The 16,405-nt window shown below is 43.9% G+C and carries 11 protein-coding genes; all 11 read left to right on the top strand.

Annotated features, from left to right (window positions below):
• Nucleotides 1-3 precede the first annotated feature (3 nt).
• Nucleotides 4-474 (top strand): 30S ribosomal protein S7, encoded by a 471-nt coding sequence (gene rpsG / locus ACWPWK_RS08590; RefSeq protein WP_004246897.1) that lies wholly within the window; start codon nucleotides 4-6, stop codon nucleotides 472-474.
• Nucleotides 475-552: 78 nt separating this feature from the next.
• Nucleotides 553-2,667 carry an elongation factor G gene (gene fusA, locus ACWPWK_RS08585; RefSeq protein WP_109374255.1) on the top strand — a complete coding sequence of 705 codons (2,115 nt, stop codon included), beginning with the start codon at nucleotides 553-555 and terminating at the stop codon, nucleotides 2,665-2,667.
• Nucleotides 2,668-2,734: 67 nt separating this feature from the next.
• A complete protein-coding gene (gene tuf, locus ACWPWK_RS08580; RefSeq protein ID WP_160229880.1) occupies nucleotides 2,735-3,919 on the top strand; it encodes an elongation factor Tu in 1,185 nt (394 codons plus the stop codon).
• Between the two features lie 273 nt (nucleotides 3,920-4,192).
• Nucleotides 4,193-4,570, top strand: coding sequence for a preprotein translocase subunit SecE (gene secE, locus ACWPWK_RS08575; RefSeq protein WP_023583091.1), 378 nt, complete (start codon nucleotides 4,193-4,195; stop codon nucleotides 4,568-4,570).
• Nucleotides 4,571-4,577: 7 nt separating this feature from the next.
• Nucleotides 4,578-5,123: a transcription termination/antitermination protein NusG gene (gene nusG / locus ACWPWK_RS08570; RefSeq protein ID WP_004246900.1), complete on the top strand. Its 546-nt coding sequence runs from the start codon at nucleotides 4,578-4,580 to the stop codon at nucleotides 5,121-5,123.
• 146 nt (nucleotides 5,124-5,269) lie between these two features.
• Nucleotides 5,270-5,698 carry a 50S ribosomal protein L11 gene (rplK, locus tag ACWPWK_RS08565; RefSeq protein ID WP_006534703.1) on the top strand — a complete coding sequence of 143 codons (429 nt, stop codon included), beginning with the start codon at nucleotides 5,270-5,272 and terminating at the stop codon, nucleotides 5,696-5,698.
• Between the two features lie 4 nt (nucleotides 5,699-5,702).
• Entirely contained in the window at nucleotides 5,703-6,404 is a 702-nt protein-coding gene (gene rplA, locus ACWPWK_RS08560; protein ID WP_023583092.1) for a 50S ribosomal protein L1, read from the top strand.
• Nucleotides 6,405-6,730: 326 nt separating this feature from the next.
• Complete coding sequence (rplJ, locus tag ACWPWK_RS08555) at nucleotides 6,731-7,228, top strand: 50S ribosomal protein L10 (RefSeq protein WP_006534706.1); 498 nt, start codon at nucleotides 6,731-6,733, stop codon at nucleotides 7,226-7,228.
• A 63-nt stretch (nucleotides 7,229-7,291) separates the two neighbouring features.
• The gene (rplL, locus tag ACWPWK_RS08550) at nucleotides 7,292-7,657 is read left to right on the top strand and encodes a 50S ribosomal protein L7/L12 (RefSeq protein ID WP_023583093.1); all 366 of its coding nucleotides are present in this window, start codon (nucleotides 7,292-7,294) and stop codon (nucleotides 7,655-7,657) included.
• Nucleotides 7,658-8,006: 349 nt separating this feature from the next.
• Nucleotides 8,007-12,035, top strand: coding sequence for a DNA-directed RNA polymerase subunit beta (gene rpoB / locus ACWPWK_RS08545; protein WP_109374341.1), 4,029 nt, complete (start codon nucleotides 8,007-8,009; stop codon nucleotides 12,033-12,035).
• A gap of 122 nt (nucleotides 12,036-12,157) precedes the next feature.
• The gene (gene rpoC, locus ACWPWK_RS08540) at nucleotides 12,158-16,384 is read left to right on the top strand and encodes a DNA-directed RNA polymerase subunit beta' (RefSeq protein ID WP_109374342.1); all 4,227 of its coding nucleotides are present in this window, start codon (nucleotides 12,158-12,160) and stop codon (nucleotides 16,382-16,384) included.
• Nucleotides 16,385-16,405 lie beyond the last annotated feature (21 nt).

Raw genomic sequence — 16,405 nt, 5'->3', positions numbered from 1 at the left:
TCCATGCCACGTCGTCGTGTAATTGGTCAACGTAAAATTCTGCCAGATCCTAAGTTCGGATCAGAACTGCTGGCTAAATTTGTAAACATTCTGATGGTAGACGGTAAAAAATCTACTGCAGAGTCTATCGTATATAATGCGCTTGAGACCCTGGCTCAGCGTTCAGGCAAAACTGAACTGGAAGCGTTCGAAATCGCATTAGATAACGTACGTCCTACTGTGGAAGTTAAATCCCGCCGTGTTGGTGGTTCAACTTACCAAGTTCCAGTTGAAGTACGCCCAGTTCGTCGTAATGCATTAGCAATGCGTTGGATTGTTGAAGCTGCTCGTAAACGCGGTGATAAATCCATGGCTCTTCGCCTGGCAAATGAATTATCTGATGCGGCTGAAAACAAAGGCGCTGCTGTTAAGAAACGTGAAGACGTTCACCGTATGGCAGATGCAAACAAGGCGTTCGCACACTACCGTTGGTAATCCACGGAGTATTGCAACTCTTTTCAGGACAGCTCTGCTGTCCTTTACCTGAATTGAACGCCCACGAGAGAGGAAAAAATGGCTCGTCAAACCCCCATAGCACGCTACCGTAATATCGGTATCAGTGCGCACATCGATGCCGGTAAAACCACTACAAGTGAACGTATTCTGTTTTATACCGGTGTAAACCATAAAATTGGTGAAACTCACGAAGGTTCAGCAACAATGGACTGGATGGAGCAGGAGCAGGAACGTGGTATTACTATCACATCCGCAGCAACTACTGCATTCTGGTCTGGTATGGCTAAACAGTTCGAGCCTCACCGTGTAAACATCATCGACACCCCAGGTCACGTTGACTTCACAATCGAAGTAGAACGTTCTATGCGTGTTCTTGATGGCGCGGTTATGGTTTACTGTGCAGTTGGTGGTGTTCAGCCTCAGTCAGAAACAGTATGGCGCCAGGCTAACAAATATCATGTACCACGTATCGCGTTCGTTAACAAAATGGACCGTATGGGTGCAAACTTCCTGCGTGTTGTTGAACAAATCAAAACACGTCTGGCAGCAAACCCAGTTCCACTGCAAATCCCAGTAGGCGCTGAAGAAGATTTCACCGGTGTTGTTGACTTAATTAAAATGAAAGCAATCCGTTGGAATGAAGAAGACCAAGGTGTTACTTTCGAATACGAAGACATTCCTGCAAATCTGCAAGATTTAGCTGAAGAATGGCACAACAACCTGGTTGAATCTGCTGCTGAAGCATCAGAAGACCTGATGGACAAATATCTGGGCGGTGAAGAACTAACAGAAGCAGAAATTAAAGCTGCTCTGCGTAAACGCGTTCTAGATAACGAAATTATCCTGGTTACCTGTGGTTCTGCATTTAAGAACAAAGGTGTTCAGGCAATGCTGGATGCGGTAATTGAATACCTGCCAGCACCAACAGATGTACCTGCAATCAAGGGTATTTTACCAGATGGTAAAGATACTCCAGCAGAACGTCATTCAAGCGACGAAGAGCCATTCTCATCTCTGGCATTCAAAATCGCAACTGACCCATTTGTTGGTAACTTAACATTCTTCCGTGTGTACTCTGGTGTGATTAACTCAGGTGACACAGTTCTGAACCCGGTTAAAGACAAAAAAGAACGTTTTGGCCGTATTGTTCAGATGCATGCTAATAAGCGTGAAGAAATTAAAGAAGTTCGTGCGGGCGACATCGCTGCTGCTATCGGTCTGAAAGACGTAACTACTGGTGATACTCTGTGTGCGATTGATGCACCAATCATCTTAGAACGTATGGAATTCCCAGAGCCAGTAATCTCTGTTGCTATCGAACCTAAGACTAAAGTTGACCAAGAAAAAATGGGTATCGCTCTGAACCGTCTGGCTCAAGAAGATCCATCTTTCCGCGTATCAAGCGACGAAGAAACTGGTCAAACTATCATTGCTGGTATGGGTGAACTGCACTTAGACGTGTTAGTTGACCGTATGCGTCGTGAATTTAAAGTTGAAGCGAACGTAGGTAAACCACAGGTTGCTTACCGTGAAACTATTCGTGATACAGTAACTGATATCGAAGGTAAGCACGCGAAACAATCTGGTGGTCGTGGTCAGTATGGTCATGTTGTTATCGACCTGTCTCCATTACCAGCAGGTGGTGAAGAGAACTACGTATTTATCAACGATATCGTTGGTGGTGTAATTCCTAAAGAATTCATCCCAGCTGTTGATAAAGGTATTCAAGAACAGCTGAAATCTGGTCCATTAGCAGGTTACCCTGTTGTGGATATTCAGGCTCGTTTACATTATGGTTCTTACCATGATGTTGACTCCTCAGAAATCGCGTTTAAAATTGCCGCATCAATGGCATTTAAAGACGGCTTCATGAAAGCTAAGCCAATTCTGCTTGAGCCAGTCATGAAAGTTGAGATTGAAACGCCAGAAGATTACATGGGCGACGTTATCGGTGACTTAAACCGTCGTCGTGGTATGGTTGAAGGTATGGACGATCTGCCTACCGGTAAGATCATCCGTGCTCAAGTACCACTGGCTGAGATGTTCGGTTATGCAACTGACCTGCGTTCACAAACTCAGGGTCGTGCTTCTTACTCTATGGAGTTCTTGAAGTACAACGAAGCGCCTAGCAACGTCGCTCAGGCTATTATCGAAGCTCGTAAAGCGAAATAAGATCCTTTCGAGTTCAATTTAGTTTACGCTCCCTCTATTTGAGGGAGCGATATTAAGGAATATAGTCGTGTCTAAAGAAAAATTTGAACGTTCAAAACCGCACGTTAACGTTGGTACTATCGGCCACGTTGACCACGGTAAAACAACTCTGACTGCTGCAATCACTACAGTTTTAGCTAAAACTTACGGTGGTTCTGCTCGTGCATTCGATCAAATCGATAACGCACCAGAAGAAAAAGCTCGTGGTATCACCATCTCTACTTCACACGTAGAATATGACACTCCAAGCCGTCACTACGCACACGTAGACTGCCCAGGTCACGCCGACTATGTTAAAAACATGATCACAGGTGCTGCGCAAATGGACGGAGCTATCCTGGTTGTTGCTGCGACTGATGGCCCAATGCCACAAACTCGTGAGCACATCCTGTTAGGTCGTCAGGTTGGTGTTCCTTACATCATCGTATTCCTGAACAAATGTGACATGGTAGATGATGAAGAGTTACTGGAATTAGTAGAAATGGAAGTTCGTGAACTTCTGTCTCAGTACGATTTCCCAGGTGACGACACTCCAGTAATCCGTGGTTCAGCGCTGAAAGCACTGGAAGGCGAAGCTGAGTGGGAAGCGAAAATTGTTGAATTAGCAGAAGCACTGGATTCATACATCCCAGAACCAGAGCGTGCAATTGACAAACCATTCCTGTTACCAATCGAAGACGTATTCTCAATCTCAGGCCGTGGTACAGTAGTAACAGGTCGTGTTGAGCGTGGTGTTATCAAAGTTGGTGAAGAAGTTGAAATCGTTGGTATCAAACCAACAACTAAAACAACTTGTACTGGCGTTGAAATGTTCCGTAAATTACTTGACGAAGGTCGTGCAGGTGAGAACGTTGGTGTTCTTCTGCGTGGTACTAAACGTGAAGAAATCGAACGTGGACAAGTTCTGGCTAAACCAGGTTCAATCAAGCCACACACTAAATTCGAATCAGAAGTTTATATTCTGAGCAAAGATGAAGGTGGTCGTCACACTCCATTCTTCAAAGGCTACCGTCCACAGTTCTACTTCCGTACAACTGACGTAACTGGTACTATCGAATTACCAGAAGGCGTAGAAATGGTAATGCCAGGTGACAACATCAACATGATCGTTGAACTGATTCACCCAATCGCGATGGACGACGGTTTACGTTTCGCTATTCGTGAAGGTGGCCGTACAGTAGGTGCGGGCGTTGTTGCTAAAGTATTAGGTTAATTACTCGCGTAATTTCCTAAAAAAGGGCATCAATTGATGCCCTTTTTATGCGTTGTTTGAAAAAGAACCTATCTCATCACTAGTTTGTTGTAAATTATTGGTGAGATAGGCTCTGATACAACGAATCGAGTCCAGTATCTTGCAGATACGAATGTCATAGAGATATGACACTGTGTCAGATGCAATCATAGTTGATTTTATGGTTAGTCTGATTTGTTTTGCTCTTGCGAGGCAAGCTGGCTATTTATTTACATCATAGTGACAGGTTAATTTATGAGTGCGAATAGCGGAGCTCAAGATAGCAAACGCGGTGGTGATATCGCTAAGTGGATCATTACCGTTTTATTGCTGGCAGTAGCAGTGGGTGGCAACTATCTTTACCGTGAATTTAACCTAGCGTTGCGAGCTTTAGCTGTTGTTGCTTTGTTCGTAGCAGCAGGTGGGATCGCGTTGTGGACAACACAAGGTAAAGCAACGTTAGCATTTGCTCGTGAAGCGCGTATTGAAATGCGTAAAGTAGTATGGCCAACACGTCAAGAAACATTGCAGACAACCCTGATTGTTGCTGCGGTGACGGCTATTGTGTCATTAGTTCTTTGGGGACTGGATGGCATTCTGGTTCGTTTTGTTTCATTTATTACTGGCCTGTGAGGTGTTCATGACTGATTCTCCAAAAAAACGCTGGTATGTCATTCAGGCATTTTCAGGCTTTGAAGGCCGTGTTGCACAGTCTCTGCGTGAACATATCAAATTAAACGAAATGGAAGACTCATTCGGCGAAGTTATGGTTCCAACCGAAGAAGTGGTTGAGATCCGTAGCGGTCAACGTCGCAAAAGTGAGCGTAAATTTTTCCCAGGGTATGTTCTTGTCCAAATGGTCATGAACGATGCAACTTGGCACTTAGTACGTAATGTACCTCGTGTTATGGGATTCATTGGCGGAACGTCAGACAGACCTGCACCAATTAGCGATAAAGAAGTTGATGCGATTATGAATCGCTTACAACAAGTTGGTGATAAACCGCGTCCTAAAACACTGTTTGAACCAGGTGAAATGGTTCGTGTTAGCGATGGTCCATTCGCTGACTTTAATGGTGTTGTTGAAGAAGTTGATTACGAAAAAAGCCGCTTAAAAGTCTCTGTATCAATCTTTGGTCGTGCAACACCAGTTGAATTAGACTTTAGTCAGGTTGAAAAAGGTTAAACCTTTTTACGCTGCTTTCTTGCAAAAGGTGGAAAAGTTATCTACAATTTTCCACCTTTCGTTTTGAGTTGTTTTGTCATAAGACAGAACAAAGTAAAATCGGGGAGCCCTAGCCGGGCGATATACCCAAATTGAGGAATTAATTAATGGCTAAGAAAGTCCAAGCCTATATCAAACTGCAAGTTTCTGCAGGTATGGCTAATCCAAGTCCACCAGTTGGTCCAGCTCTGGGTCAACAAGGTGTTAACATCATGGAATTCTGTAAAGCATTCAACGCTAAAACTGAAAGCGTAGAAAAAGGTTTACCAATTCCTGTTGTTATTACAGTTTACGCTGACCGTTCTTTCACTTTCGTTACCAAAACTCCTCCAGCAGCAGTTCTGCTGAAGAAAGCTGCGGGCGTGAAATCAGGTTCTGGCAAACCGAACAAAGAGAAAGTAGGTAAAATTACTTCTGCTCAAGTTCGTGAAATCGCAGAAACTAAAGCTGCGGACCTGACTGGTGCTGACGTTGAAGCTATGATGCGTTCAATTGCTGGTACTGCTCGTTCCATGGGCCTGGTAGTGGAGGATTAATCTGATGGCTAAACTAACCAAGCGCATGCGCAATATCCGTGAGAAAGTTGAAGTAACTAAACAGTACGAAATTGCTGAAGCTGTTGCTTTACTGAAAGAACTGGCTACTGCTAAATTCGTTGAAAGCGTTGACGTTGCTGTTAACCTTGGCATCGATGCACGTAAATCAGATCAAAACGTTCGTGGTGCAACTGTACTTCCACACGGTACTGGCCGTTCAGTTCGCGTTGCTGTATTCGCACAAGGTGCAAATGCAGAAGCTGCTAAAGAAGCAGGCGCTGAATTAGTCGGTATGGACGACTTAGCTGCTAAAGTTAAAGCTGGCGAAATGGACTTTGACGTTGTTATCGCATCTCCAGATGCAATGCGCGTTGTAGGTCAATTAGGTCAAATCCTTGGCCCACGTGGCTTAATGCCAAACCCGAAAGTGGGTACTGTAACTCCTAACGTTGCTGAAGCAGTTAAAAATGCTAAAGCTGGTCAGGTTCGTTACCGTAACGACAAAAATGGTATTATCCATACCACTATCGGTAAAGTTGATTTCAACGAAGCTCAGTTGAAAGAAAACTTAGAAGCTCTGCTGGTTGCTCTGAAAAAAGCAAAACCATCAGCAGCGAAAGGCGTTTATATCAAGAAAGTAAGCCTGTCTACCACTATGGGTGCAGGTGTTGCGATTGATCAAGCTAGCTTAAGCGCGACAGTTTAATCTTAGATTAGACTAAAGTCATAAAAGACTTTACCTTGGCGTCAAATTTATATAGAATTTGACGCCTTGAGTTTAGCTATGTTGTATTTTATTCAAGTCGACATAACTAAATTCTCTGAATTTCGGTTGGAGTCTGGCCTATCCAGACCCCGTCCAAGACCGCAGGTGTAAGTAATTACTTAATTTTCCTGCGTAGACGGTGAGAGAGCCAATAAAGAATTATATATTCTGGATTCTACTCACCGTGTTTTAGCGCTTATACCATTGTGGTAATAAGTGATGTGAGTCCCGAGTTTTTACTCGGTTAATCCAGGAGCAAGAAGCTAATGGCACTAAATCTTCAAGACAAACAAGCGATTGTTGCTGAAGTCAGCGAAGTTGCCAAAGGTGCGCTTTCTGCAGTTGTTGCGGATTCCCGTGGCGTTACTGTAGCTAAAATGACCGAACTGCGTAAAGCATGTCGTGAAGCTGGCGTTACTGTACGTGTAGTACGTAACACACTTCTGCGTCGTGCTGTTGAAGGTACTTCTTATGAAGTACTGAAAGATGCATTTGTTGGTCCAACCTTGATTGCATTTTCTGCTGAACATCCGGGCGCTGCTGCTCGTCTGTTCAAAGATTTCGCGAAAGCGAACCCAGCATTCGAGATTAAAGCGGCTGCCTTTGAAGGTGAGTTTATCCCAGGTTCGAACATCGATCGTCTGGCTACACTCCCAACTTACGATGAAGCAATCGCACGCCTGATGGCAACCATGAAAGAAGCCTCTGCAGGCAAATTGGTTCGCACTCTGGCTGCTCTGCGCGATCAGAAAGAAGCTGCTTAATAGCCAATTTCTTCGTTGCTTTATTTACGTATAAACTTTTTCTGAATTTTAGGAACACTTGTTATGTCTATTTCTAAAGACGATATCTTAAACGCAGTTGCTGAAATGTCTGTAATGGACGTTGTTGAACTGATCTCTATGATGGAAGAAAAATTCGGTGTATCTGCTGCTGCAGCTGTTGCTGTTGCTGCGGGTCCAGCAGAAGCTGCTGAAGAGAAAACTGAATTTGACGTTATCCTGAAAGCTATCGGCGGTAACAAAGTAGCAGTAATCAAAGCAGTACGTGGCGCTACCGGTCTTGGCCTGAAAGAAGCTAAAGACTTAGTAGAATCTGCACCAGCAGCTCTGAAAGAAGGCGTAAGCAAAGATGATGCTGAAGCTCTGAAGAAAGCTCTGGAAGAAGCAGGCGCTGAGGTTGAAGTTAAATAATTTAACTTCCCAGAGTGCAGCCTAACGGCTGATGGCTGGTGATTTTTTGGTCACCAGCCTTTTTGCGCTGTAAGGTAAGAGTCACTTTTTCACACTTTTTTGGTGTCTCATTACTTCAATATTTTTTGCTATTGACGACTTAATATACTGTGTTAGTCACTACGATCCACGTTCTCGAAAGCTCGGTAGTGATCTTGGCACAATGAAATGATTTAAGAGTAATAGCAATGAATATTCGGAAAATAGTTGTTTTCCTACCTACAAAAAAACAGTGTTTGCAGAATGTCGAGCCATCCTTAAAGTTAAGGACAGGCAGAGTGGGTCACTTTTCAGCGAGCTGAGGAACCCTATGGTTTACTCCTATACCGAGAAAAAACGTATTCGTAAGGATTTTGGTAAACGTCCACAAGTTCTGGATGTTCCCTATCTCCTTTCTATCCAACTTGACTCGTTCCAGAAGTTTATCGAGCAAGATCCTGATGGTCAAAACGGTCTGGAAGCAGCTTTCCGCTCCGTATTTCCTATCCAAAGCTACAGTGGTAATGCTGAATTACAATATGTCAGCTACCGCTTAGGCGAGCCTGTTTTTGATGTTAAAGAATGTCAGATCCGCGGTGTAACTTATTCAGCACCTCTGCGTGTAAAACTGCGTCTGGTCATTTATGAACGTGAAGCCCCAGAAGGCACCGTTAAAGACATCAAAGAACAAGAAGTCTATATGGGTGAGATCCCATTAATGACCGATAATGGTACCTTTGTTATCAATGGTACTGAGCGTGTTATCGTTTCCCAGTTACACCGTAGCCCTGGTGTGTTCTTTGATAGTGACAAAGGTAAAACACACTCTTCAGGTAAGGTACTGTATAACGCACGTATTATCCCTTATCGTGGCTCATGGTTAGACTTCGAATTCGACCCTAAAGATAACCTTTTTGTCCGTATTGACCGTCGCCGTAAATTACCTGCGACTATCATTTTACGCGCAATGAACTACAGCACTGAAGAAATCTTAGGATTATTCTTCGAAAAAACATTGTTTGAAATTAGCAACAACAAGCTGATGATGACATTAGTGCCTGAACGTCTGCGTGGTGAAACTGCTTCATTTGATATTGAAGCAAACGGCAAAGTGTATGTCGAAAAAGGCCGTCGTATTACCGCTCGCCATATTCGTCAATTAGAAAAAGAGCAAGTTGACCGCATTGAAGTACCTGTTGAATACATTGCAGGTAAAGTGGTTGCTCGTGACTATATTGATGAAGCGACAGGTGAACTGATTTGTGCTGCTAACATGGAAATCTCTTTAGATGTGTTAGCTCGCTTAAGTCAAGCTGGTCATAAAACGATTGAAACACTGTTTACCAATGACTTAGATCATGGTGCTTATATTTCAGAAACTGTTCGCGTCGATCCTACAAACGATCGTTTAAGCGCATTAGTTGAAATCTATCGCATGATGCGTCCTGGTGAACCACCTACACGCGAAGCAGCAGAAAATTTATTTGAGAACTTATTCTTCTCTGAAGATCGTTATGATCTGTCTGCTGTTGGTCGTATGAAGTTCAACCGTTCTTTAGGCCGTGACGAAGTTGAGGGTTCTGGCATCCTAAGCCAAGAAGATATCATTGAAGTAATGAGAAAACTGATTGATATCCGTAATGGTAAAGGTGAAGTGGATGATATTGACCACTTAGGTAACCGTCGTATTCGTTCTGTTGGCGAAATGGCTGAAAACCAATTCCGTGTTGGTCTGGTGCGTGTTGAACGTGCAGTTAAAGAGCGTCTATCTTTAGGCGATCTTGATGCATTAATGCCACAAGATATGATCAACGCAAAACCGATTTCTGCTGCTGTCAAAGAATTCTTTGGTTCTAGCCAGTTATCACAGTTTATGGATCAGAATAACCCGCTATCAGAAATTACGCACAAACGTCGTATTTCTGCATTAGGCCCAGGTGGTTTGACCCGTGAACGTGCAGGCTTCGAAGTTCGAGACGTACACCCAACTCACTACGGTCGTGTGTGCCCAATCGAAACACCTGAAGGTCCAAACATCGGTCTTATCAACTCATTATCTGTTTATGCACAGACTAATGAGTACGGTTTCTTAGAAACGCCTTACCGTGTTGTTGAAAACAATGCCGTAACAGATGAAATTCACTATCTGTCTGCAATCGAAGAAGGTAACTTCATCATTGCTCAGGCTAACTCCGTATTAGACGATGACAATCACTTCGTTGAAGAATTAGTTACTTGCCGTCATAAAGGTGAGTCAAGCTTATTTAGTCGTGACCAAGTTCAGTACATGGACGTTTCAACCCAACAGGTTGTTTCTGTCGGTGCTTCACTGATCCCATTCCTTGAACACGATGACGCCAACCGTGCATTGATGGGTGCGAACATGCAACGTCAGGCTGTTCCTACACTTCGTGGTGATAAACCACTGGTAGGTACAGGTATGGAACGTGCGGTAGCGGTTGACTCCGGTGTTACTGCGGTTGCTAAACGTGGTGGTGTTGTTCAGTATGTTGATGCTTCTCGTATCGTTATCAAAGTTAACGAAGAAGAGACTTACGCTGGTGAAGCGGGCATCGATATCTACAGCTTGACCAAATACACTCGTTCTAACCAGAACACATGTATTAACCAAACTCCTTGCGTATCTTTAGGTGAACCTGTTGATCGTGGTGACGTGTTAGCCGATGGTCCTTCAACAGACCTTGGTGAGTTAGCATTAGGTCAAAACATGCGCGTGGCATTTATGCCATGGAATGGTTATAACTACGAGGACTCCATCCTTGTATCTGAACGTGTTGTTCAAGAAGATCGTTTCACTACTATCCATATTCAAGAACTTGCTTGTGTCTCTCGTGATACTAAGTTAGGGCCTGAAGAGATCACAGCTGATATCCCGAACGTCGGTGAAGCAGCGTTATCTAAACTGGATGAATCAGGTATCGTTTATATCGGTGCTGAAGTGAAAGGTGGTGACATTCTGGTTGGTAAAGTAACACCTAAAGGTGAAACTCAACTGACTCCAGAAGAGAAATTGCTGCGTGCTATCTTCGGTGAAAAAGCGTCTGATGTTAAAGATTCTTCTCTGCGTGTTCCTAATGGCGTGTCTGGTACAGTTATCGACGTACAAGTCTTCACCCGTGATGGCGTAGAAAAAGATAAACGTGCATTAGAAATCGAAGAATCACAGTTACGTGAAGTTAAGAAAGACTTAACTGAAGAACTGCGTATCTTTGAAGCTGGTCTATTCGCTCGTATCCGTGGTGTTCTGATTGCTGGCGGTATTGAAGCTGAGAAATTAGATAAATTACCTCGTGAACGTTGGTTAGAGCTGGGTATTGCGGATGAAGAAAAGCAAAACCAGTTAGAACAATTAGCAGAACAGTATGATGAACTGAAAGCTGAGTTCGCGAAGAAACTGGAAGCTAAACGTCGTAAAATCACTCAAGGTGATGATTTAGCACCAGGCGTGCTGAAAATCGTTAAGGTTTACCTGGCTGTTAAACGTCAGATCCAACCTGGTGATAAGATGGCGGGTCGTCATGGTAACAAGGGTGTTATCTCTAAGATTAACCCAATTGAAGACATGCCATACGATGAAAACGGCAATCCAGTAGACCTCGTATTGAACCCACTGGGTGTACCATCACGTATGAACATCGGTCAGATCCTTGAAACTCACTTGGGTATGGCTGCTAAAGGTATCGGTGATAAGATCAACGCGATGCTGAAACAGCAACAAGAAGTTGCTAAATTACGTGAATTTATCCAGAAAGCTTACGATCTGGGTATGGCACCTCGTCAGAAAGTTGATCTGGACACCTTCAGCGATGAAGAAGTGTTACGTCTGGCTGAAAACCTGAAAAAAGGTATGCCAACCGCAACACCAGTGTTCGATGGTGCAGAAGAAATGGAAATTAAAGAGATGCTGAAATTAGCTGATCTTCCAACTTCTGGTCAGATTACACTTTTCGATGGTCGTACAGGTGAACAATTTGAGCGTCCAGTAACTGTTGGTTACATGTACATGCTGAAACTGAACCACTTAGTTGATGACAAGATGCACGCCCGTTCTACTGGTTCGTACAGCTTGGTTACTCAGCAACCTCTTGGTGGTAAAGCACAGTTTGGTGGACAGCGTTTCGGGGAGATGGAAGTGTGGGCACTGGAAGCATACGGTGCAGCTTATACTCTTCAAGAAATGCTTACTGTTAAGTCGGATGACGTTAACGGTCGTACCAAAATGTACAAAAACATCGTTGATGGTAACCATCAGATGGAACCAGGTATGCCAGAGTCGTTCAACGTATTGTTGAAAGAGATCCGTTCACTGGGTATCAACATCGAATTGGAAGACGAATAACGGATTCCATATAGACAGACTGCTAGAAATGGCAGTCTGTCAAACAGTGACTACACTGGTTTAAAGGGGTGAATGACAGGGGTCATTTGCCTGGCAGGTCTAACTCCGACAGGAGCCATTTCGTGAAAGACTTATTAAAGTTTCTGAAAGCGCAAACCAAGACCGAAGAGTTTGATGCGATCAAAATTGCTCTGGCATCACCTGATATGATCCGTTCATGGTCATTTGGTGAAGTTAAAAAGCCAGAAACAATTAACTACCGTACGTTCAAACCAGAGCGTGACGGTCTTTTCTGTGCCCGTATTTTCGGACCAGTAAAAGATTACGAATGTTTGTGTGGTAAATACAAACGTTTAAAACACCGTGGTGTTATCTGTGAGAAGTGTGGCGTTGAAGTTACACAAACTAAAGTTCGTCGTGAACGTATGGGTCACATCGAATTAGCTTCTCCAGTTGCTCACATTTGGTTCTTGAAATCACTACCGTCCCGTATCGGTCTGCTGCTGGATATGCCACTGCGCGATATTGAACGTGTACTGTATTTCGAATCTTATGTTGTTGTTGAAGGCGGAATGACTAGCCTTGAGCGCGGACAAATCTTAACAGAAGAGCAATATCTTGATGCATTAGAAGAATTCGGTGACGAATTCGATGCGAAGATGGGTGCAGAAGCTGTTCAGAACTTGTTACAGAGCATGGATCTGGAACAAGAGTGTGAAACGCTGCGTGAAGAGTTAAATGAAACTAACTCTGAAACTAAACGTAAGAAACTGACTAAACGTATCAAGTTACTTGAAGCATTCATGCAATCAGGCAATAAACCTGAGTGGATGATCTTAACTGTACTGCCTGTGTTACCACCAGACTTACGTCCACTGGTTCCACTAGATGGCGGTCGTTTTGCGACTTCAGACCTGAACGATTTATATCGTCGTGTGATCAACCGTAACAACCGTTTAAAACGCCTGCTTGATTTAGCAGCACCAGACATTATCGTACGTAACGAAAAACGTATGTTACAAGAGTCTGTGGATGCGTTATTAGATAACGGTCGTCGTGGTCGTGCGATCACAGGTTCTAACAAACGTCCTCTGAAATCTTTGGCTGATATGATCAAAGGTAAACAAGGTCGTTTCCGTCAAAACCTGTTAGGTAAACGTGTTGACTATTCTGGTCGTTCTGTAATCACCGTTGGCCCATACCTGCGTCTGCATCAGTGTGGTCTACCGAAGAAAATGGCTCTTGAGTTATTCAAACCATTTATTTACGGAAAACTGGAAACCCGTGGTTTAGCGACAACAATCAAAGCCGCTAAAAAAATGGTTGAGCGTGAAGAAGCGGTTGTTTGGGATATCTTAGATGAAGTTATCCGCGAACACCCAGTGATGCTGAACCGTGCACCAACACTTCACCGTTTAGGTATTCAGGCATTTGAACCAATCCTTATCGAAGGTAAAGCTATTCAGTTACACCCACTCGTTTGTGCGGCATATAACGCCGACTTCGATGGTGACCAAATGGCGGTTCACGTACCACTGACATTAGAAGCACAGTTAGAAGCTCGTGCGCTGATGATGTCAACAAACAACATTCTGTCTCCAGCAAGTGGTGACCCAATCATCGTTCCTTCACAGGACGTTGTATTAGGTCTGTACTACATGACTCGTGACTGCATCAATGCCAAAGGTGAAGGCATGGTGTTAAGTGGTCCTAAAGAAGCTGAACGCGTTTATCGCGCAGGTTTAGCCTCTTTACACGCACGCGTTAAAGTACGTATCACTGAAGAGATCAAAGATGGCGAAGGTAATATCACCACTGAAACTAGTTTAAAAGACACAACTGTTGGCCGAGCTATTTTATGGATGATCGTACCAAAAGGCCTACCTTACGCGCTGGTTAACCAACCATTAGGTAAGAAAGCAATTTCTAAAATGCTGAATACCTGTTATCGCGTATTGGGCTTGAAGCCAACCGTTATTTTTGCTGACCAAATCATGTATACCGGTTTTGCTTACGCAGCACGTTCAGGTGCTTCAGTAGGTATCGATGACATGGTTATCCCTGCGAAAAAAGCAGAGATCATTGCAGAAGCAGAAGCAGAAGTTGCAGAAATTCAGGAACAGTTCCAATCCGGTCTGGTAACAGCGGGCGAACGTTACAACAAAGTTATCGATATTTGGGCTGCGGCGAATGAGCGCGTAGCAAAAGCGATGATGGAAAACCTGTCTACTGAAACCGTTATTAACCGTAATGGTGAAGAAGAACAACAAGTATCTTTCAACAGCATCTTTATGATGGCTGACTCCGGTGCTCGTGGTTCTGCAGCTCAGATCCGTCAGTTAGCAGGTATGCGTGGTCTGATGGCTAAGCCAGATGGCTCAATCATCGAAACACCTATTACAGCAAACTTCCGTGAAGGTCTGAACGTACTCCAGTACTTCATCTCAACTCACGGTGCTCGTAAAGGTCTTGCGGATACCGCACTGAAAACAGCAAACTCCGGTTACTTGACTCGTCGTTTAGTTGACGTTGCACAAGACTTAGTCGTAACAGAAGACGACTGTGGTACAACCGAAGGTGTTATGATGACTCCGGTTATCGAAGGTGGTGATGTTAAAGAACCACTGCGTGAACGTGTATTAGGTCGTGTGGCTGCAGAAGATATTCTGAAACCAGGTACTGCCGATATTCTTGTTCCACGTAACACCCTGTTAAACGAAAAACTGTGTGACTTGTTAGAAGAAAACTCAGTTGACAGCGTGAAAGTACGTTCAGTTGTAACCTGTAACACAGACTTCGGTGTGTGTGCTAATTGTTATGGTCGTGACCTTGCTCGTGGTCATATCATTAACAAAGGTGAAGCTATCGGTGTTATCGCAGCACAGTCAATCGGTGAACCAGGTACACAGTTAACGATGCGTACGTTCCACATCGGTGGTGCGGCATCTCGTGCGGCAGCAGAATCTAGCATTCAAGTACGTAACAAAGGTACTCTGAAGCTATTCAATGCGAAGTTCATTACTAATACTGCTGGTAAATTAGTTATCACTTCTCGTAACACTGAATTACGTTTAATTGACGAATTCGGTCGTACGAAAGAGAGCTATAAAGTACCTTACGGTGCTCAATTAGCGAAGGGTGATGGCGAAGCGGTTAACGGTGGCGAAACTGTTGCTAACTGGGATCCACATACAATGCCAGTTGTGAGTGAAGTATCTGGTATCATCCGTTTTGCAGACATGGTTGATGGTCAAACTATCACACGTCAAACAGATGAATTAACAGGTCTTTCTTCACTGGTTGTTTTGGATTCAGCAGAGCGTACAGGTAGCGGTAAAGATTTACGTCCAGCATTACGCATCACTGATGCACAAGGTAATGACGTATTAATCCCGAATACTGATATGCCAGCACAGTACTTCCTGCCAGGTAAAGCGATTGTTCAGTTAGACGATGGCATTACAATTAACGCTGGTGACACTTTAGCGCGTATTCCACAAGAATCTGGCGGTACTAAAGATATCACCGGTGGTCTGCCACGCGTTGCTGACTTGTTTGAAGCTCGTCGTCCGAAAGAGCCTGCAATCCTTGCTGAAATCAGCGGTATTGTTTCGTTCGGTAAAGAGACTAAAGGTAAACGTCGTCTAGTTATTTCTCCATTAGACGGTAGCGATGCATACGAAGAGATGATCCCTAAATGGCGTCAACTTAACGTATTCGAGGGTGAGGTTGTGGAACGCGGTGATGTTATTTCCGATGGGCCAGAATCACCACACGACATTCTGCGCTTACGTGGTGTTCATGCGGTTACTCGCTATATCACTAACGAAGTACAGGAAGTTTACCGTTTACAAGGCGTTAAGATTAACGATAAACACATCGAAGTTATCGTTCGTCAGATGCTACGTAAAGTTACCATTGAGAACGCAGGAAGCTCTGAGTTCCTCGAAGGCGAACAGGTTGAATACGCTCGCGTTAAAGTTTCAAACCGTGTTCTGGAAGATGATGGTAAAGTACCAGCAACGTATGCTCGTGACCTGTTAGGTATCACGAAAGCATCTCTGGCAACTGAATCCTTCATCTCTGCTGCATCGTTCCAAGAAACAACTCGTGTTCTGACGGAAGCTGCGGTAGCGGGTAAACGTGATGAATTACGTGGCTTGAAAGAAAACGTTATTGTTGGTCGCTTGATCCCAGCTGGTACTGGATATGCGTATCACCAAGATCGTATGAAGCGTCGTCAATCACAACTGCCGACAGATGAAACTGAAACAACAATCAGTGCTGATGAAGCATCTGCTAACTTAGCAGAATTACTGAATGCTGGTTTTGGTGGATTAAAAGACTAAAATCTAATTTAGATTAGATTG

This window comes from Proteus sp. Marseille-Q3619, assembly GCF_965283115.1.
Note: the sequence above shows the minus strand (reverse complement) of the source record. Positions and strands in the feature narration are given on the sequence as shown.

What these genes read in the sequence shown, in the direction of transcription:
- rpsG (WP_004246897.1), top strand. Translation starts at nt 4, where the DNA reads ATGCCACGTCGTCGTGTAATTGGTCAACGTAAAATTCTGCCAGATCCT.
- fusA (WP_109374255.1), top strand. Translation starts at nt 553, where the DNA reads ATGGCTCGTCAAACCCCCATAGCACGCTACCGTAATATCGGTATCAGT.
- secE (WP_023583091.1), top strand. Translation starts at nt 4,193, where the DNA reads ATGAGTGCGAATAGCGGAGCTCAAGATAGCAAACGCGGTGGTGATATC.
- nusG (WP_004246900.1), top strand. Translation starts at nt 4,578, where the DNA reads ATGACTGATTCTCCAAAAAAACGCTGGTATGTCATTCAGGCATTTTCA.
- rplK (WP_006534703.1), top strand. Translation starts at nt 5,270, where the DNA reads ATGGCTAAGAAAGTCCAAGCCTATATCAAACTGCAAGTTTCTGCAGGT.
- rplA (WP_023583092.1), top strand. Translation starts at nt 5,703, where the DNA reads ATGGCTAAACTAACCAAGCGCATGCGCAATATCCGTGAGAAAGTTGAA.
- rplJ (WP_006534706.1), top strand. Translation starts at nt 6,731, where the DNA reads ATGGCACTAAATCTTCAAGACAAACAAGCGATTGTTGCTGAAGTCAGC.
- rplL (WP_023583093.1), top strand. Translation starts at nt 7,292, where the DNA reads ATGTCTATTTCTAAAGACGATATCTTAAACGCAGTTGCTGAAATGTCT.
- rpoB (WP_109374341.1), top strand. Translation starts at nt 8,007, where the DNA reads ATGGTTTACTCCTATACCGAGAAAAAACGTATTCGTAAGGATTTTGGT.